The sequence below is a fragment of the Pseudovibrio sp. WM33 genome (genome assembly GCF_001623165.1).
Classification (GTDB): Bacteria; Pseudomonadota; Alphaproteobacteria; order Rhizobiales; family Stappiaceae; genus Pseudovibrio.
On sequence record NZ_LMCK01000055.1, the window covers coordinates 209,345 to 229,620 of the forward strand.

The window sequence follows — 20,276 nt, forward strand, 5'->3', positions numbered from 1 at the left end:
CCAAGAGGAATATTCTTTCTTATTTACTGGAGGTTTTGTTTGGAGGAATGGAGTCTATTCGTTTTAGCAAGAGCATTTAGTTAGTAATTTAGCCAGAATTCCAGAACCAGCGCATATTTTATCGGTTACTTCGTTTTCTGAAGCCGACGTGTTGTTTAGCGTACAGATTTTACATTTGTGCGATCTGGAATCTTGCGTCCAAATTCGGGGTTATCCGAGTTTACAAGCCATTTGCTTGTTCTGACCTTTGGTCAAAAAAGCTAAATCGAAATGACAGCCTTCAAATCATGGAATGAAACACTTTTTCAATCCTCAGGAGAACCTGTGGCAACCAGCTGACGCAAATGATCGGCTTCTTGCAGGGCAGTTCTCCGAATATTTGGAGACGATATGTCTGGTTACAATCCATTTACTGATGGCACTGATACGCGTATCCGCGCAGAGCAGGATAACACGCTCGATGATAAGGATGTCGTTGAGCACAATGGTGATAGTAGCGCTGAAGTGCTTAATGACGGTTCGTTAGACCAAGAGGTCTTAGTGAACCGTGATGATCTGATTGATACAATCGCACAGGCTGGCGATGGCATTCAGGATATTAACGCTGCACTACAGATTGGCGACGACCTGACCATTGATGCGAGTTCTTCCGCTTCAGCGAATGGCCAGGGTGTTGCGCTTGCCTTTGATCAGGGTATCGCGACCGGTGCGAACCTGCAGAGCAACGATGTCTCCGGCAGTGTAACTGGTGGAAACTTTGATGCGTCGACCGTTGGTGGTGACGGCTCTGGTGTCAATGCGCATCAAGCAGGGGCGGCAGCAGCAGATAACGACACGGATACACTGGTTCGTGCAAACCAATCCAACTACGCGAATGACCTTGATACACTCAATAATGTTACCGTCACGAATGATGGTGATGCTGAGCAACGTGTAAAAGTTAAAGGTGGTGATGCTGATTCTGGTAATGGCATCATTGGTGCTGGACCAACTGATATTGCTGGCTCAAATGTTGGCGTTGGTGATGATGAAAGCATCACTGGTTCGACTGCTGCGCAAGCAGATGCTTCTGGTCTTGCGCGTAGCTTCAACCAGACACTGCAGACTGGTAGCAACGAGCAGGGCAACAATGTCGATCTATCGATCACAGGTTCAGATGTAGATGTTTCTGGTGCTGGCGGTTCTGGTGCAGAAGCTGTTGTCGGTGGAACGGATTACACATCTGGTAACTCAGATACCAACACTCGTGGGCGTGTTACTCAGTCAAATGAACTGAATGATGGCGTTGGTGGTGGCTTCGGTGGCGGCAACATTGATGGTGCCATTGCAAACCCAGAAGTTGCCAATCTTGATGATTCTCTTCAGGTTGTTAAAGCCAAAGCAGGTAATGCATCCAGTGATGATGGCATCAATTCAATTGACCATATCGGATCTTCTGCATCTGTTGGTGGTGACGGAAGCGTAAGCGGCAGTGCTATCGCATCTGCTTCAGCAAGTGCTGTTGGTGTTGGTTTCCAACAAGACATTTCTGCAGGTAGCAATGCCCAGGGCAACTCTGCCAGTCTTGACATCACAGGTATTGGTGTCGGCCAGGCAACCTCTGGTGAAGATGACGCGACTGCTGGTATTCAGGTTAGTGCCGACTGGGATTCATCTATTAATGAATCTGAAACAGGCACAAATGCTCGGTTTAACCAGTCTAACGAAGCTTACGATGCCGATGCAGTTCTAGAGCCAAGCCTTCATAATGAGGGGCATTCTACTCAGAAGATTGAAGCCTACGGTCACGATGCGACCGCTGGTGACGGTATTGACATGAATGGTGGCCGCCTAGGTGCGGAACATGTAGTCGATGATGGTTCCATTACTGGTTCGACGCTTACCAAGTCTGAAGCTTTGGGTGTTGCTGCAAGCTTTGAACAGAAAGTCAGCACTGGTGGCAACTCACAAAGTAATGCCTCTGAGTTAGGTGTAACTGGAGCAAATCAGGTTACTGCTTCTGCTGGTGAGGACGGTGCTACTGCGTCACTAAATGCTGACAACCCATCAGTTTATGGCGATCACAGAACTGGGACACGCACTGAAAGCAATCAGTCTAATGCGCTTGGCGATAAAGACGAGATTGATGACGCGAATGTTTGGAATGAGCACGACAGCTCACAAAGTGCAGATGTAACTGGCGGCATCTCGAATGCTGGTAACGGTATTGCTTTTGACGCCGGTACTTCTGCTGCGGTGCATAGTAACTTTGACATGAGCGGATCTGCTGCGGCTTCTGCAAATGCTCAAGGTGTCACTCAGTCCTTTACACAATCATTGACCACAGGTGGAAACGCACAAGGTAACTCAGCTGAAGTCTCTGTGACTGGCGCAGAAATGACGGCCTCGATTGCTGGTGAAGACAATGCTGGTGCTGCTGCAGGCCCTGTTTCGCTTTTGGCTGGCAGAGGTGACACCAACACAAATACCCGATCCTTCCAGTCTCAAGAAAATGAGATGTACGAAGGCGACACCCTATCTAGCCCTGATGTCATCAACACTGGTGGGGCAGATGTGGTGCAGACTGTCACAGCTGATGGTGGCAGTGCGACCGCAGGTAACGGTATTGAAGCTCTTGGTGGTAATCTAGGGCCTGATACAGTTGGTGATGATAGTTCCATCTCCGGCAGTGCTTCTGCAAGTGCGAATGGTGTAGGCGCAGCGATCAACTTTGGGCAGACGCTCAAAACTGGTGGCAATGCTCAATCAAACTCTGTCGATGTCGATATTACTGGTGGTAACAAAGCTGTTGCAGCAGCTGGTGAGAGTGGAGCTACTGCTGGGTCTGAGCCGATTGCACCTGTCGATCATGACACCACAACAACTTCGTGGAGTGATCAGAGCAACCAGCTTGGTGATGTTGATCAGATTGGCCTTGCAGACGTTACTAACTGGGGGCATAGCACTCAGACTGTTGATGTTGATGGTGGAACAGCCACAAGTGGTGCTGGCATCAGTGTTGCTGATAGGGATGGAGATGTTGGAGCTGCGAGTGTTGGAGATGATTCTTTGATCACTGGTGTTACGCAGGCAACTGCAGATGCATCAGCCTCAGCGTCGACTATGAACCAGAAACTGTTTTCTGGTGGTTACGCTCAGAGCAATGACCTTGATCTGAGCGTAACCGGTGGAAGCAGTAATGTTCAATCTGCTGGCGAAGACTCTAACGTAGCGTTCGCATCTGTGGCCGGTACTGGTCCAGCTAACAACGGCGGAGTAGATTCAACCGACTCCCTCCTCGGAGGGTATCAGAGCAATACCATTTATGATGGTGACAGTATTTCTGATGCGGATGTAGCGAACTACTCTGATGTTGAGCAGGATGTTACCGCAACAGGTGGTACTGCGAGTGCTGGTGTTGGTTCCGGTGGCATTGATGGCACCGATGTGAAGAGTGCACTGAACGTTGGTGACAATGCATCTCTCACAGGTAAAGCCTTGTCGTCTGCTGATGCTGTCGCGGAAGCCTCAGCATTCAACCAGGTAATATCTACCGGTGGTAATGCGCAGGTAAACTCAGCAGATGTCGAGATTGTTGGAGACAACAAGAATGTCATCTCCGTTGGTGATGACAGTGAGGGTGGGGCTTCGAACTCAATTCGATCCGGTACCGTTGCTGGCAATGCTGACAGCCTTGCCTTGTTCTCACAAAACAACACTGCTGGTGACAACGACCAGATTGATGAAGCCGATGTCGAAAACTTCGATGAGCTAACTCAGACTGTTACGGCAACTGGTGGTGATGCTGACTCTGGTGACGGTATTACTGATCCAGTGAGTTCGTTCGTTGCTAATGGTTCTATTGGTGATGACTACACCGTAACTGCGGAAGCTGTTGCTTCTGCGGATGCTACGGCGAAGACATCTGCCTTTAACCAGAGCCTGTACTCAGGTGGTAACAAGCAGGTCAACTCGACTGAGCTGGATGTTACAGGTCAGAACGACACGCTTCTCTTTACAGGGGAAGATGACGGTCTGGGTGCATTGGACATCACGCCTTCTGGTAGCCCAGATGTTGGTGGTGGCTTCTTTGGTAATCTGGATGCGAATGGCACTGACACCATCTTCGGTGCTGAGCAAGCAAATGCATTGTATGATCAAGATACGATCACCAATGTTGAAGTTCATAACCATGGAACGCTTGATCAGAGTATCGTTGCTGATGGTGGTCAGGCGATGTCTGCGGATGGCATCCACGATGCTGAAAGTCTCTTCGACTTCGGTACTGGTGACGATTACAGCGTGACGGCTTCTACGGCTGCGACTGCTGATGCTCTGGGTGTGGCGAATGCCTTTAACCAGACTATCGTCATGGGTGCGAACGTTCAAGCCAATGCTGTTGATGTCAACGTCGTGGGCGGTTCCTCAACCGTGAACGTGGTTGGCGAAGACGACCTTGCATAATCCAAACTAAAACAACCTGCGCGGAGTGATCTGCGCAGGTTGTTTTATATATCCATATGAGATTGTTAGGATATTTTATGCTGTCGCAGGCTATAAATGAATTGAGCTGGCACTTTATCGGCTATATGAAGATTTTTGATAGTATCGCTACAGCTGAACAGAGCTTTGATGAAGCACGGTTTGCCCAAGACACTATTGTGATTACACCGGTGGAAGTGGTTTATTCTCGCGGAGGTACCACAGACCTTCCCTATGAAAAGTTCTACAGTCTTCCGTCGCTTTTGCCAGAAATTAATGCGCTGTCACAAACCCGTCTCCCTTATTCGGTTGAGACGCTTGTAAATGCTTCTGAGTTTGTTCCGCCTTCTGAAGTTGTACTGTTTGAAGACGGTACGGGCCCAGAGCTGCCGCAAGGTGGAGATGGCGGTCAATCACTTGACTACACGTATACCATCACCTTCACTTATCGCGATATTTATGCGCCGGACATTGAAATAAACCTCGCTCAGGAAAACGCCCTGACGGATGATGATTTGCTTTTGTCCAAGAGTGAGTTTGGGGATGATATTCCTGAGTGGAACTCAGATGAGGTGCTGGATCAACTGTTTGATGTTGCGAGTGACATTGAGCTGGATACGCTTGACCAGATTTTTGATGATGGTGATGCGCAAAGTGCGGCTGATGCCATTGGCGAGATGCTGGTTCAAAGAGTGGAAAATGATGCTCCCAATCCCTCTTTTACAAGTGGCGAAAATATTGGTGAGCTGCCTAAGGATGAGCAGGCCGAAGATGATACCTCTGAGGATGAACAGAACGATAGCAGCTATGTGACGACTCGAGACAATGAAGCGGTCAACGTTGCCTCAATTGTGGATCTGAGCGAGTTGAGATGTTCGACTGTTGTGATGGGGGATTACTACGCCACAAACTCGATCATTCAGAGCAACCTATATTATGGTCCAACAGATCAGCCCGCGGACACTGTAGTCGGTCAGGGACTCGATGAAACGATCGTCTTCAATGATGCCAATGTGACGTCCGAAGGCGAGTACATCATCTCCTCTGCAGTTACTTACGACAACCCTGACTACTCCATGAGCGTTGATGTTGTCAGCTGCAATTTTTATGATCTGAATATTGTTAATCAGAAGAATTTTCTTTCTGATGATGACTGCGTTTCATATCAGTTGAACAATAGTGGGTATTATGTCCAGACCGGTGACAACACCCAGGTCAACGCGGCGCAGTTGATTGATAATATTCAGAATTACGATGTGATTGTTGTTCTTGGAAACTACTATGACGTCAACTACATCAGTCAGAAAAATATCCTCCTGGATGCCGATTATGTTGATGCGACTGGTGCATCTATCAATGAGACCGGACGGCATAATGTGCTGACCAATGAAGGTACGAACAAGAACATTGGTGGCGGGTCGCTGATGAAACCGATGACCTCTGAGGTAACCGGTTTGGTGGATGCGATGGGTGGTCGGGCAGGAGACTACGAGTATACCGCCTCTTCAGCGACAGGTGGGTTGCCGATCTTACCAAGCACTGATCTGAAAGTTCTCTACATCACTGGCGATTATTACCAGATCAACGCGATCGAGCAGATTAATGTTCTTTCGGATGCGGACTATGTGAAGATCCATGAAGAAGAAGAAAGTGATGGTGTTCTCACGCAGGTTATTAATGCTGAGGTCGTTGAAGATGATCAAGATGGTTACCTGGACACTTCAAGCAACAAAACGAGCAACAAAGCAACCATCATCGATTATGATAGTCAGTCGGGCTTTCAATATTTGGATGGCGAATACTCAGAGGAAGACATTGTCATAAAAGTCAATATCGTAGTCTCTGAAGAAGATGATCTCGAAACAGCATTGAATGGAAATATAGATCTGGTTTCGGAAGTTGTTGCATTTACTGGCAATGACGGTGGTAGCGAAACCGGAACGTCGCCCGCGTTTGTTCCTTATGCGGGTGAGAGTGACATGGTCTCCGATATACTTGTTTGATTTTAATAGGTTTTTATAGAGAGAATATATGTTTAAAGCTCGAACGACAAAGAACAATAGCCGGCAACGTGGGGGGCAAGCGAGCAAAACATTGCAGGTGGATGGTGTTCAACAAGAGCCTGTACATGGAGAAAAACTCGCCAGCCAAAAGGGCAATTTCGCCTCCAGGAAGAATGGAGGGCCCTATGAAGATATCGATTTTCGCAAGTTGATGCAGAATGGATTGGCGCGTGTCAAGGTAAACCTGCTTTATGTTGGTTTCTTCTCGTTTTGCGCCAGTCTTCTTATCCTTTCTGTTCCAATTTACTTATTCCAGATTTCCGACCGCGTTTTGACGAGCCGGAGTGTTGATACTTTGGTGATGCTGACAGCCATCGTTATTGGGCTTGTGCTTGCACATGTGCTGCTGGATATGTTCCGGCGCTTTATGCTGATGCGGGTTGCTGTAGATGTTGAAACACGCCTTGGTGGGCCTGTTTTGAGTGCAGCGGCGCGAGCCTCTCACAACGGTAGTAGTCAGGAATTTCAGGCTCTTTCCGACCTTCAGCAGTTGCGAAGTTTTCTGACTGGTTCGGTTCTTCTGACCATCATGGATGCACCGGTTGCTCCCATTTATCTGTTCGTTGTTTATCTGGTTCATCCGCATTTGGGGATGATTGTGACGACGACTATTTTATTGCTCCTTGTGCTTGCAAGGATCAATCAGAAGTTGACAGCCGTTCCATTTGGTAAGGCCAATGCGTTTTCTTCGCGTGCCAATCTGCAAGCCGAAGCAATGGCACGGAATGCGTAGGTCATGAATGCGATGGGGATGATCCCGGAAGGCGTGATTATTTGGGGTAAAGAGACTGCAGAGTCTTTGAAAGCTCAGATTATGGACAAGATCGAAACGTCTTGATTTCGGCGATCTCAAAATTCATTCGCCTGTCAACGCAAATCACGATGCTGGGTTGGGGGGCGTGGCTTGCGCTCTCAAATGAAATTACCGGAGGGATGATTATTGCGGCTTCTATTATTGGTGGCCGTGCGTTGGCTCCAGTTGAAGGCATTATTGATGGTTGGAAGAGTTATGTGGGCGCTAAAAGTGCATATGGGCGTATTCAGAAGCTGCTCCATACTTCGCCCCTCAATGTACATAGGTTGCGCCTGCCGAATCCTGCGGGGCGGCTGAGCGTCGAGCGCTTGCTTTTTGTTCCACCGCCCAACAAGCGCGTGATCTTGAATGGCATTTCATTCCAGCTTTCTCCCGGTGAATCTTTGGCGGTGGTTGGAGCTTCGGGATCAGGCAAGAGCGCGCTTGGGAGGATGTTGGTTGGTTCCCTTATTCCAACGGCCGGTAATGTGCGCCTTGATATGATGGATCTGCGGAACTGGGATAGCCGGCAACTTGGTGAAAACATTGGGTATCTGCCACAGGATATGCAGCTTTTCCCTGGTACGATCAAAGAAAACATTGCTCGTATGAACCGTGAAGCCAAAGATGAAGATGTCTTCAAAGCTGCTCAGATGTCGGACATTCATGAGATGGTTTCGCAGTTTTCGCAGGGCTATGAGACGCAGGTTGCTATGGATGGTGCACCGCTTTCTGGTGGGCAGCGACAGCGTATCGGATTGGCACGCGCGTTTTACAATAATCCGCGTTTGTTGGTGCTAGATGAGCCGAACTCTAACTTGGATACAATCGGGGAGCAGGCACTCGCTCAAGCTCTTGAACGTGCCAAGCAAGATGGCATGACTGTTATTGCTATTACTCAAAGGCCTGCTTTGCTTCGTTGTGTCGATAAGATCATGATGCTGAAAGATGGGACGGTTGCTGCCTTTGGCAGCCGCGATGAAGTGATGCCATTGATAACTGGTAAGCGGCCCGGCATTTCTCAGCATCAAAATGCACCGGGGCATAATCTGCCAGCAGCACAACCAGCTGAATAGTCTAAGCTTTTTTATTTGGTGATTTTTATGTCTACTAGAGCTCTTATACTTGATGGAAGTTGGTATGAGGATGTGCCCCGCACAACTCGTGCGCCTATGTTGGCTAGTTTTATCGTTATTGCCTTTACATTTGCCGGATTTGGGTATTGGGCTTCCAGTGCCCCCATGGCAGGGGCTGTAGTCGCCTCAGGCTCTTTTGTTGCCACTGGGCAAAACAAGATCGTGCAGCATTTCGAAGGTGGGATCATCAAGGAAATCCTTGTGAAAGAAGGGGATGTGGTTGCTGCTGGTGCTGTACTAATGAAACTTGATGAGACAGCGGCCAAAGCTAACCTTGAACGTTTATTGATCCGGCAGGCACGCCTTCAAGCTATTCAGGCGCGTTTGACGCAAGAGGCCAAAGGCCAGAAGTCATTGGTGCTGCCGAAGGAGCTCTTAAGCACTGCACAGGAGCCCAAGATCAAGAGTATTATTCTGAACCAGTCGCTGACCTTCAAAGCCAGAACTCGAAAACTTCGGAGTGAAATTGATATTTTTACGCAAGGTATTGATGCGCTTAAGGAGAGGATACAAGGTGGCCAATCGCAGCTTGTGCGGTGAAAGAGCAAATGGAGCTTTTTCAGGAAGAGCTGGATTCCAAACAGAAAATCCTTGGAAAAGGCCTCATTCGGAAATCTGACGTACTTCGAATTCAACGCTCACTTGCAAATCTCAAAGGTGAGGAAGGTCGTATCCTTGCTGAGATTGGAGATGCAACCGAACGTATCGCCAGAGCAAAGGCACAAATCGTGAGGGCGGAGAATGAAGCCTCGCAAACCGCTGTCGGGGAGCTCCAAGTTGTTAATGCTGACCTGGATGATGTGAGTGAGCAAATACGTGCAGCGCAAGATGTTTTGCAACGCGTTGAGATCGTGGCGCCTGTGCGTGGGATTGTGGTTCGGATGCGTTATCACACGGCAGGTGGTGTGGTTGAGAGTGGTAAGGATCTAACGGAAATCCTACCTCTTCAGGATGAGCTTATTATTGAAGCATCAATCCAGACCACTGAGATTGACAACGTGAAAGAAGGGCAGAAGGCAATGGTTCGCCTGACGGCTTTGAACCAGCGTATTACACCTATGTTGGATGCCAAGGTTGTTTATGTTTCAGCGGATGCGTTGCGAAGCGAGGATCCGATGAGCGTTTCTGCTGATGTATATAAGGCGCGTGTGAAGTTGGATCGTGAGAAAATTCCTGCATATCTAAACTTCAAAGCAACTCCAGGTATGCCTGCGGAGGTGTACATCACAACGAGAGACAGAACCTTCTTCGATTATCTCATGGAGCCTGTTCGTGACAGCATGTCGAGGGCCTTCAGGGAGCCTTGATACCAGCCGTTCTTAATGGCTTGTTGCGTTAAGATGGTTCAATGATATGGGCTTTGTGCAGTGCTATACTTCTTGGTAGAAAGTTCAATACTGAACTGTCTCGACTAAGAATGGTTCAAAGGAGAATAGTGGGGCGATACCTGCTTTCTTCATGAGACTCACTTTTGTTACTGCACTCTTATTTGTTTAATTGTCAGATGCACTAGCTTAATGTGAGTGTATATAGATCTATATTCACAATTGTTTAGTGCAATTTGAAGAAAATTTTTTATTGTGTTCTCAATGTTTCAGTAACTAATTGAGAAGCCCTTTGATTTATCTTCGAAATCCCCGCAAACTGCCGCTTACGTTAGCTTTATTTTGTTGATGAAGGAAACTAAAGCGTCTGTGCACTGGCAGTGGACGACTGATGTATGTCGATAGGTATATAGAACCACAAGTTTGATACTAGGCATTTAATGATAACTATTTGGCATTTCTTAACACTGTCTCCTTAAGCGAAGATAACCATGGGGTGAATTTGTTCAACTGCTGCGGGTGTTTGTTGCCTTCGGCAGTTAGGCTCGTGGTGGTAGCTGCATGACAACAATCGTTATTGTCGATGACAGGGCAATTAATAGAAGCATTTTTGAAAAGCTTGCTCTCGCTGTAGATGCATCTGTCAAAGTACACTGTTTTGCTTCGCCGGTTGATGCTCTCGAATATATGGAGAGCAGCGTCCCCGACTTGATTATTACCGACTACAGCATGCCGGAAATGGATGGTGCAGATCTAACGCAAAAGGTGCGTGCGCTTGAGCATTGCAGCGATGTGCCGATTGTTGTCATCACCGTCTTTACGGATCGCTCATTTAGAATTCGTGCGCTGGAGGCGGGCGCAACTGATTTCCTGCAAAGTCCGGTTGACCACAATGAGTTCGTTAGTCGAGCCAGAAACCTACTTGCTCTGCGAGAAGAGCAAAATGCGGTTAAACGTCATGCTCGCTTTCTTGAACAGGAACTGGTCAACGTAGAGCAGCAGAGCAAGGAAGCTCTCCGAGATTCTCGTGAACAGCTGGCGCAGGTGATCGATAGTGTTCCGGCTATGATTACGACCAGCACACGAGATGGGCTATGTGCGTTCTCGAATGCGGCTTGGGCGCGCTTTTTGGACTCGACCACGGCAGATCTTGTTGGTGAAGATACCTACGGCAAGTTTGATAAGTTTACCCGTGAGAGAAATCGTCGTTTGGACCGTAAGGTTTTCATTACGGGCAGAGCCTTGCCGCCCTATGAAATTGAACAGCGAAACCATGCTGGTGATATTTTTCACTTCATCGTTACAAAAAGCCCTCTGCTGGACGTTGATGGGAACACAACGCATGTTGTGACGACCGCGACCAATATCTCTGATCGCAAACGTGCAGAAGCGCATTTGCTTCATATTGCGCACCATGATGCGTTGACGGGTTTGCCAAACAGAACCATGCTTGGTGAGCGCATTGATGAAGAGATTTTCCAGTGCCGAAACAGCGGTCGTAGCTTTGCGCTGCATTTCATCGATCTGGATCGCTTTAAATCTATCAATGATGCCTTGGGTCATCGTACTGGTGATCGCCTCCTGGAGGTGCTCGCAGAGCGTTTATTGCGCTGTGTAGATGGTTCAGACCTGGTTGCGCGATTGGGTGGTGATGAGTTTGCTATTCTTCAAACGGATTTGAAGAGCTCAGAAGAGGCTTTGAGTTTTGCCCAACATTTGGTGAGCGTGGTTGAAGAGCCGTTCCATATCAGTGGGCGGGAACTTCAGACGAGTGCCAGCGTTGGGATTACCAAATACCCGGAGGATGGCCTTAACAGCGAAGAGTTGCTGCGCTGTGCTGATATGGCCATGTACCAATCCAAGGCTGATGGCGGAAATACGTTCCATCTGTTTTCGACGAAGATGGATCACCATGTCAAAGAAACAGTCGCGTTGGAAGCTGAGCTGCGAAACGCGATTGAACATAACCAGCTGGAACTGTTTTATCAGCCTCAGATTGATTTGCGGACCCAAGAGATTGTTGGCGCTGAAGCTCTACTGAGATGGAACCGACCAGATTATGGTGTGGTTGCTCCCAACGTCTTTTTGGGAACAGCTGAAGAGGTTGGGCTTATTCTGCCAATCGGCGAGTGGGTGATTTTTGCTGCTTGTCAGCAGGCAAAGAAGTGGCTCGACTTAGGGGTGGCAACGCCTCGGATTGCCGTGAACATTTCACCAACACAATTCCGTAAGCAGAACGTGCCACAGCTTTTGAAAGATGCTTTGGTTTCCTGCAGTTTGCCGCCTGATAAACTTGAGATTGAGATCACAGAGAACATCGTTTTGCATGGCTCAGAAGCAACCGTCCGCGACTTGCGCGAAATCCGCGAGATGGGAATTGCGATTTCGATTGATGACTTTGGGACGGGTTATTCCTCCCTCGCATATCTGAGCAGATACTCCGTTGATTGCCTGAAAATTGATCGGTGCTTCACGCGCGATATGATGACGGATCCGAACAACACGGTCATCATTAAGGCTATTGTTGGTTTGGGTAAGAGCCTCGATCTCTCCATCATTGCAGAAGGTGTCGAGACCCGGGAACAGGCTGAATATCTCACAGATGCCGGCTGTGAAATGGCGCAGGGTTATCTGTTTGGCAAGCCTGTACCTGCTGAGGACTTTTTACGTCTCCTGGAAGAGCAAGCGGCGAACTTGCAAGGAAACGGGCAGCAAAGAGCGTTGGCTGGGGCGGAGTTTGAACTATGAACGACAACAGAAAAACGAAGCTGCAGCTGCTCCCGCTGAGCGGATTAAAGGATCTATATAAGCGTATTATTCAGTTGGGTGGCGGTGAAGGCGAGATGTCTCTGAACCGTTTTATGTTCACCTTGCTGATCACGCCTTACCTCGCTTCCAATATCACTTTTGGTTCCCATGAGAATTTCCAGACAAATGTCATCATGACCACGTTTGGGCTTGGCTCCCTGGCACTGCTCGCTCATTTGCTTTACTCGCAGAACATCAGTTCGCTTCGTCGCGTTCTCGCGATTTTTCTAGATGTAGGGGCGGTCTCTGCCGGCCTGTATGTGGGAGGGGAATACCTTTCAATCCTGTTCCCTATCTATCTTTGGGTGATTTTCGGAAACGGTTTCCGGTTTGGGTTGGATTATCTGGCGTTGGCGACAATTGCCTCTGTGAGTGGGTTCGCTGTGGTGTTGACGACCCCATACTGGCAAGGTGAATTCATTCTCGGTCTGGGTTTGCTTGGGTGTCTTGTTGTTGTGCCGCTCTATGCAAGCAAGCTCATCAGATCGATGACCGCAGCACAGCATGCTGCTGAAACCGCTAATAGAGCGAAGACCCAGTTCCTCACCGCTGTCAGCCATGAGTTGCGGACACCATTGAATGCGATCATTGGCATGGGTGATCTGATCCAGGATACGCAGTTGGATGCTGAGCAGCGGGATATGGCGAAGACCATCAAGTATTCCGGTAGCTCGCTCCTTTCCATGATCAACGGCATTCTTGATTTTAGCCGGATTGAAAGTGGTCGAATGATCGTCAGTCGGACGGTCTTTGATATGAACTCGATCCTGCGTGAGGTGACACAGATTGTGCAAGGCCAAGCGCGCGGTAAAGGGTTGATTATTTCGCGCTACGTGGACAGCAACTTACCTCCGCTCCTCGTGGGCGATGCACGTCATATCCGCGAAGTTTTGCTGAATATTGCCGGCAATGCTGTCAAGTTTACCGAAGAAGGCTCCGTTTCCATTCGCGCAGTTTGCAAGGAAGCAGATGGTGGCGAAATTCGATTGCAGCTGGAAGTTAAAGATACCGGTATTGGCATTTCTGAAGATGCTCAGTCGCGCATTTTTGACCGTTTCACGCAGGCTGATGACAGCATCGTGGATCGATTTGGCGGGACAGGTCTTGGTCTTTCCATTGTGCGCGAAGTTGTCCGTGCGATGGGCGGTGAGGTGTTTGTCACCAGCCAGCCGGGGCAGGGCAGCACCTTTATCATTGAGCTGAAGGTTGGCCGTGCTGTTAGTGATGAGACAATTCGGCTTGAAGTGGAAGATGGGGCTGTTGCTATTGTCTCCAAACGCAAGGATCTGCGGGATGTTTGCGCTGCTTCTTTGCAGGATTGTGGCATCGAGCATGAGTGTTTTGAGACAGTTGGCAGTGCCTTCAGTGCTTTGCGTCAGCAAACATCCAGTGATGGCAGCAAGATTGTTCTCTTCGTTGGGGAAGATGTTCTGGCAGCGACGTCGGATAGCCTGCACTATGCGCTCAAATCGACTGGTCACCATCACAACGTCAATCTGATTCCAGTTTACTCAGCTGCATCGGAAAAAGAGTGCGAGGACGTTTTCCAGCCAAGTATTGTTTCTTCGATCAAAGTTCCGGTTTCCACGCAAGCGGTTGCCTGGGCTCTAAGGGCCGCAGGTGCGGAAGATGCGAAATCTGGCATGGAGCTTAAGGAAGAACTGCAGGCTTATTTCAGTCGCTATATTGGGCTGAACATTCTTGTTGCTGAAGACAACAAGACCAACCAGCGTGTTATTGAAAAAATTCTGCAAAAGGGCGGTCATACCTGCAAGCTCGTCAGCAATGGCGAACTGGCCTTAGATGAGTTGGAAGATAACTCTTACGATCTGGCGATCATGGATATTAATATGCCGGTGCTGAACGGTATTGAAACTATCAAGTTGCATCGTATTACGGAACTTGGACAGGATCGCCTTCCGATCATAGCGCTCACAGCAGATGCAAGTCGCGCGGCTGCGCGAAATGCGCAGGAAGCTGGGGCTGATGCATGTGCGACCAAACCTATCGAGCCGCAAAAGCTTCTGACATTGGCTGATGATGTGATTGCAGAAAGTGGTGTTTACGAAAATATCACACGCAAGAAAATTGCTAATAGTCAGGTAACGTCAATTTCCGAGCATCCTCGGTTTTCCTCTGAAGTTTCCTCTGGGATCGATTATGCAAGCCTGTCGCAACTGAGAACACTTGGCGGTCTGGATTTCGTTATTGCTGTGATTGAAGATTATCTGAAAGACACCACACAGCTGCATCGCGATATTAAAGCTGCATTTGATGCTCGGGATGCAGAGCTATTTCGGGCAAGTGCGCATGCGCTTCGTTCTGCTTCAGTCAACCTTGGGGCGACGGAAGTTGCGAAACTGAGTGATGACATGGAGAACTTGCCTGCGCCGCAAATGCCGATCCTGGGTGAAGACATGCTTCGTAAGCTGTCAGGCAAGGTAAAGCGTGATCATGAAAACCTGACCAGGTATCTACAGCAGCTCAAGCAGGAAGGAAGTAATCCTATCAACCGCTTGAGCACACTGGATTTTTCTTAGAGCCAGTACAACTCTAGAAAGCTTGTTTACGTACAGATGGAGCACCGAGACGATCCTGAGCTTTTGTCAGGCGCTCCATTTTTTTCAAGTCCTGGTCGGACAAAGACAGAGCGGCGTCGACCCAAATCTCGACGACGTCAATCAGTTCTTCATAAGCAACGGGCTGAACGGTACGGCCTGCGCGGTAAATGGCAGAGTGAGCGGTGTGTTTGCGTGCGTTCTTGGTGATGTACTGCTGAACCGCAAACGGTGCTTCACCTTCTTCAACAACTTCATGAACAATTCCCATTTCATGAAGTTCTTCAGCTGAGTAGAGGCGTCCACTCATAAGCATTTTTTCTGCAACACGGCCATCGACCATGCGTGACAGGAAGCTGTAAGCTCCCATGCCAGGGAACAAGTTGAACAGAACCTCCGGCAGGCCGAATTTGGCTTGGCGTTCTGCGATGATCACATCGCAAGAGAGGGCAGTTTCGAATCCACCACCTAATGCATCACCCTGGATCATGCCGATCGTGACGATTGGCAGGTTTGAAGAGATAGCGTTGCGGTAAACAACGTCAATGCAATCAACGGCATACTGGTGAAGCTTCTCACGGTCTTTTTCGCGGATAAGTTGGATGAACAGGTTAAGATCACCGCCGAGATTGTAAACGCCTGGAATACGAGAGGCGACGACCTTGAAGTTGATCGGGCACGGATCTGCTGGCTGATAAGTCTCAAAAAGACGCTTCATCACGGCCTGTGACTGTGCGAGTTCACTCAGCAACTCAGGTGTAAAGCAAGGACGCCCTTCGCTTTTCATATAAAGCCAGAGAGCTTTTGTTGTTTCGTCGAATTCCAGATCAACCCAATTCAACTGAACAGACGCAAATTGCTGTGCAATTGAAACAGCGGCGACATCCACAACTGGATGCGTGCCAGACTTTAAGGATGGCTTTGTTGTTCCAATTAAGGAAGGAAAGTTGGATCTATGCCCCGTTAGATCAGACATCACAGCCCCTACAAAATTTGCCTATGCGTTACAGTGGTTTTGGCACACCCCAGATCAGTCTATTTTTTGCTTTCGACTGTATTATGTGCAATCAAACATGGTAAATAATATATTAATACCAATATGTATGTCGAGTAAAAAAGTTTTTGCACTGTGTGACTGAAGTAGTTACCCGGCGTCATTGTGACTAAAATTTTAGCTTTATTGTTAACCATGAATATTAACTGTTGGACTCTTAAAGCTTATAGATATGATTACTTAAGAGTTGGAGTGTGGATTCCCAATAGGTAATATGAAACTAAGCTGAAGCTTGTAGTAAACAATTCAGTTATAAGTGGAAATGGATCACGCCTATACAAGCAAAAATAATCATCAGTTTTAGATCTCTCAAATTGTTACTTAAATCAAAGTATAATATTTGAAATATTAGCAATTCATACATTGCGAAAACTAGCCAAAGTGTTCTTGTTGCTTGTTTTGTGGACTGAGCAGACAATGTTCTCTGATTGAGATAGCGTATTTATCGCATGTTCTTGGTGCATAAGATCATCTTATGGACCTTGTGAGAAATCTGAGATCTACATAAAATATAATAAATACAATATCTTATGTGATGTGCAGGGCGCCTTGCGGGATTGTTGTCGTTGAGCACTGCTATCACGATTTGCGGTTGCAATTATCAGGCTTAACTAATTTTTCTAAGATGTTCTGCCTAAAAAACAGCATTTATATGCTTGATGAATTTTTACCGTCATAAGTGTCGAATTTTTTGTACAAAGCGTGGAAAACTGCTGAATTACGCTGATTTTGAGGTGTTAAACAGCAAATCAGTCGTTCGGAATTACTCAAAATATGACCACTCTTGAGCACCAATACTGTGATGGTTGAGGCTTCTCCTGCCAACTTTGTTATGTCTATGAAGTGGGGCTTGCGACAGTTTGCGTTCATCGGTCAGAAACGGTGAGTGCTTTTGTAAAAGTTGCGTTGAAATGTGAAAAACGCGCTCTCTTTGATCCATTCGCGCGTCTTGCTTCATGGTCACTTTGAGCAACGTATTCGCAGCAGCATGGACATGGTTGAACTGTGGCACCAATGCTTCGTGCTGAGTGAGATGGAGGCTCTTGTCCCGAATGCTTAACTGAGCTTGTGAAAGGAGACGGGATTGTGAGAAGGGGGGAGGTTGCAGGGTGAGTTTCTCAAGGTATTTGGAGTTGAGAAGAGTGAGAGCATAACTGCGGCTCTGTATGACGCCGCAAGACAACGTGTCTCAGGGGGAGGCTTGACCTATTTGTTGGGTATGGCTTCGTTGTTCTTTGCGTTCTACCTTTTGAGGAGTTTGATGGGCTGCCTTTAGGAGAGAACTGCGGATGCGTTTGCGCCTGGTGCTTGGGGATCAGTTGAGTTTGTCTCTTTCCAGCCTGCGCGATGCAAAGCCGGGTGAAGATGTCATTGTGATGGCGGAGGTGCGCGAGGAAGCGACTTATGTTCGTCATCACAAGAAGAAGATTGCGTTTCTGTTTTCGGCAATGCGTCATTTTGCTGAAGAACTGAGGTCTCGGGGGCATCGGGTTGTCTATGTAAATTACGATTGTGCTGAGAATACTGGTCGTTTGTTTGGGGAAGTCCTTCGGTTAATCAAGGACGGCACTGTTTCTGAAGTCATTGTGACAAAGCCCGGTGAATATCGCCTGCTGGATGAGATGGAGAGCTGGCAGGAGCGACTAGGTATGCCGGTTGAGCTGCGTGAGGATGACCGCTTTCTCTGTTCTGCTGAAGGTTTTCAAGAGTGGACATCCGGGCGCAAGAGCTTACGGTTGGAGTACTTTTATCGAGAGATGCGACGTGATCAAGCCATCTTGATGGAGAGTGACAAACCGCTGGGTGGACAGTGGAATTATGACCATGACAATCGCAAGAAGGCACCAAAGGAGTTGGATGTGCCAGCTCCTTTTTCTGTTGAGCCAGACTGGGTTACAGAGGAGGTGCTGGCACTTGTTGCGGACCAATTTCCCGAACACTTTGGTGATTTACAGCCGTTTTCTCTTGCAGTTACGCGTGAGGATGCACTTAAGGCATTGGACCAGTTTGTTGCTGAGCGTCTTGGCAAGTTTGGGGACTATCAAGATGCGATGGTTCAGGGCGAACCCTGGATGTTTCACAGTCACATCAGCTTCTATCTCAACTGCGGCTTGCTGCTTCCTCTCGAATGTGTTCGGGCAGCGGAACGAGCGTATTTTGATGGAACAGCTCCACTGAACTCTGTTGAGGGCTTTATCCGGCAGATTGTGGGCTGGCGGGAGTTCATTCGGGGGATCTATTGGCTCTCGATGCCTGACTATGCAGGACTGAATTATTTTGAGGCCTCTCGAAATCTGCCTGAGTTCTACTGGACTGGAGAGACACAGATGAATTGTCTGCACCAGTGTATTGTTGAGACAAAAGCAAATGCCTATGCGCATCACATTCAGCGGTTGATGGTGATCGGGAACTTCTCGTTGCTTGCCGGGCTTGCTCCCAAACAAGTGAGTGAATGGTATCTCACAGTTTATGCAGATGCTTATGAGTGGGTGGAGTTGCCCAATGTGAATGGAATGATCCTGTTTGCGGATGGTGGGCTGTTCGCTTCAAAGCCATACGCAGCCAGTGGTGCTTACATCAACAGAATGTCGAACTACTGCGAGCACTGCTCTTATTCCCATGCAACGAAGACGGGTGAGAAAGCCTGTCCCTTCAACTACCTTTATTGGAATTTTCTGGATCAGAATGAAGAGAAACTCCGAGGCAATCCCAGAGTCTCGATGATCTACCGCAGCTGGGACAAGATGAGTGACAGCAAGAAGAACGAGATCAGAAGTGATAGCCGCCGTTTTCTTGCGCTGTTGGATGGGACGCAAGCGTGATCTGAAAGTTACCTCGCTGCGTAAGAGCAAATAGAGAGGGCGTTATGGCAGAACATGAGAAGCTGGTTTGGATTATTGGAGCGAGTTCCGGCATTGGAGCAAGCCTTGCCCAGTTGTATGCGCGTTCTGGATGGCAGGTTGCTGTCAGTGCGCGAAATGAGCAGAAGCTTCAGGCTGTTGCTCAGGATGCCAGCAGTGTTGACGTGATGCCGCTTGATGTGACCGATGCAGTGCAAGTCTCTGAGGCTTTGGAGCGTTTTCAGCAGACCAGCAAACTGCCTGACCTTACGGTGTATTGCTCAGGCGTGTACTTTCCGGGTGGCATAGATGTGCTGAGTGAAGAGCATTCTGTGGCTTCCATGGATACGAATTACTTTGGTGCTGTACGTGTGATTGCGGGGCTCTTTCCGTTGCTGAAACAGCAAGGTGCAGGGCACATCGCGATCGTCAGTTCATTAAGCGGGTATTGCGGTCTTCCCAACGCTGCTTGTTATGGGCCAACCAAAGCGGCGCTGATCAACCTTTGTGAAAGTTTGAAACCTGACTTTGACAAGGCTGGGATTGACCTGTCGCTTGTGAATCCGGGCTTCGTAAAGACCCCTATGACTGACAAGAACACCTTTGAGATGCCATTTCTTTTGGAACCAGAGCAGGCTGCCAAGGATATCTATAATGGGCTAGAGAAGCGCAAGTTTGAGATTTACTTCCCGTTCCGTCTTGCTGCTATCATGAAGATCCTGCGCTTGTTGCCATACGCTCTCTACTTTCCGGTTACGAGAAGGATGAGTAAACGATGACTGAGAGAGCTGATCTGGAGGCTGCTGCAAAGCTGTATGCGCTTTTCTTTGAAGAGGTTACGCCGGACCGTATCGAAGACGTTCATGAATTCATCAGTGATGATGTGCACTTCATTGATCCGTTTAATGATGTGAAAGGGCGTGCTAACTTCGAAAAGGTCTTTCACAAGATGTATGAGGATGTTCAGGAGCCACGGTTCAAGATACTCGATTTGGCCTGGTCTGGTGATCTGTGTTTCATGCGTTGGGATTTTACCTGCAAGCAAAAACTGCTTGGCAACTGGGGCGTGCGGGGGGTGACTGAGGTGCACTTTGACAAGAATGCCAAAGTTTGTGCGCACTATGATTATTGGGATGCTTCACGCCATTTCTATCGCAAGCTGCCGGTTATTGGTGCGATGATCAGGTGGATTGCTTCGCGTGCTGCGATCTAAAAGATTGGTTGGGCCTGTCTGGCCC

10 protein-coding genes and 1 pseudogene are annotated in these 20,276 nt (G+C 48.3%); 10 read left to right on the top strand and 1 reads right to left on the bottom strand.

The genetic code is table 11. The features are described from left to right. Window positions 1–390: 390 nt before the first annotated feature. The 7 genes and pseudogenes from PsWM33_RS10740 to PsWM33_RS10765 all read left to right on the top strand — a co-directional run bounded on the left by PsWM33_RS10740 (window position 391) and on the right by PsWM33_RS10765 (window position 15,126). Window positions 391–4,443 (top strand): beta strand repeat-containing protein, encoded by a 4,053-nt coding sequence (locus PsWM33_RS10740; RefSeq protein WP_063300199.1) that lies wholly within the window; start codon window positions 391–393, stop codon window positions 4,441–4,443. 77 nt (window positions 4,444–4,520) lie between these two features. Then, the gene (locus tag PsWM33_RS10745; RefSeq protein WP_063300200.1) at window positions 4,521–6,464 is read left to right on the top strand and encodes a hypothetical protein; all 1,944 of its coding nucleotides are present in this window, start codon (window positions 4,521–4,523) and stop codon (window positions 6,462–6,464) included. Window positions 6,465–6,555: 91 nt separating this feature from the next. Next, window positions 6,556–8,393 (top strand): annotated as a pseudogene (locus tag PsWM33_RS10750) (type I secretion system permease/ATPase). 27 nt (window positions 8,394–8,420) lie between these two features. After that, entirely contained in the window at window positions 8,421–8,993 is a 573-nt protein-coding gene (locus PsWM33_RS28770; RefSeq protein ID WP_342585907.1) for a biotin/lipoyl-binding protein, read from the top strand. Between the two features lie 8 nt (window positions 8,994–9,001). After that, the gene (locus tag PsWM33_RS28775) at window positions 9,002–9,760 is read left to right on the top strand and encodes an HlyD family type I secretion periplasmic adaptor subunit (RefSeq protein ID WP_342585908.1); all 759 of its coding nucleotides are present in this window, start codon (window positions 9,002–9,004) and stop codon (window positions 9,758–9,760) included. A gap of 579 nt (window positions 9,761–10,339) precedes the next feature. Further along, entirely contained in the window at window positions 10,340–12,526 is a 2,187-nt protein-coding gene (locus tag PsWM33_RS10760) for a GGDEF/EAL domain-containing response regulator (protein ID WP_063298369.1), read from the top strand. After that, window positions 12,523–15,126, top strand: a complete 2,604-nt coding sequence (locus tag PsWM33_RS10765; RefSeq protein ID WP_063300201.1) for a hybrid sensor histidine kinase/response regulator — start codon at window positions 12,523–12,525, stop codon at window positions 15,124–15,126. Before PsWM33_RS10760 ends, PsWM33_RS10765 begins: the two co-directional genes overlap by 4 nt. 13 nt (window positions 15,127–15,139) lie before the next feature. Here PsWM33_RS10765 and PsWM33_RS10770 read toward each other — a convergent pair whose 3' ends face one another. Continuing rightward, window positions 15,140–16,120 (bottom strand): crotonase/enoyl-CoA hydratase family protein, encoded by a 981-nt coding sequence (locus PsWM33_RS10770; protein ID WP_063300202.1) that lies wholly within the window; start codon window positions 16,118–16,120, stop codon window positions 15,140–15,142. A gap of 1,367 nt (window positions 16,121–17,487) precedes the next feature. On the opposite strand from PsWM33_RS10770, the gene PsWM33_RS10775 reads away from it, so the two are divergent. The 3 genes from PsWM33_RS10775 to PsWM33_RS10785 are packed head-to-tail and all read left to right on the top strand — an operon-like array spanning window position 17,488 to window position 20,251. Then, window positions 17,488–19,020 (top strand): cryptochrome/photolyase family protein, encoded by a 1,533-nt coding sequence (locus PsWM33_RS10775; RefSeq protein WP_063300203.1) that lies wholly within the window; start codon window positions 17,488–17,490, stop codon window positions 19,018–19,020. A gap of 44 nt (window positions 19,021–19,064) precedes the next feature. Next, complete coding sequence (locus PsWM33_RS10780) at window positions 19,065–19,817, top strand: SDR family NAD(P)-dependent oxidoreductase (protein ID WP_063300204.1); 753 nt, start codon at window positions 19,065–19,067, stop codon at window positions 19,815–19,817. After that, window positions 19,814–20,251: a nuclear transport factor 2 family protein gene (locus PsWM33_RS10785; RefSeq protein WP_063290089.1), complete on the top strand. Its 438-nt coding sequence runs from the start codon at window positions 19,814–19,816 to the stop codon at window positions 20,249–20,251. The genes PsWM33_RS10780 and PsWM33_RS10785 overlap by 4 nt, the downstream gene beginning before the upstream one ends. The last annotated feature ends 25 nt before the right edge of the window (window positions 20,252–20,276 follow it).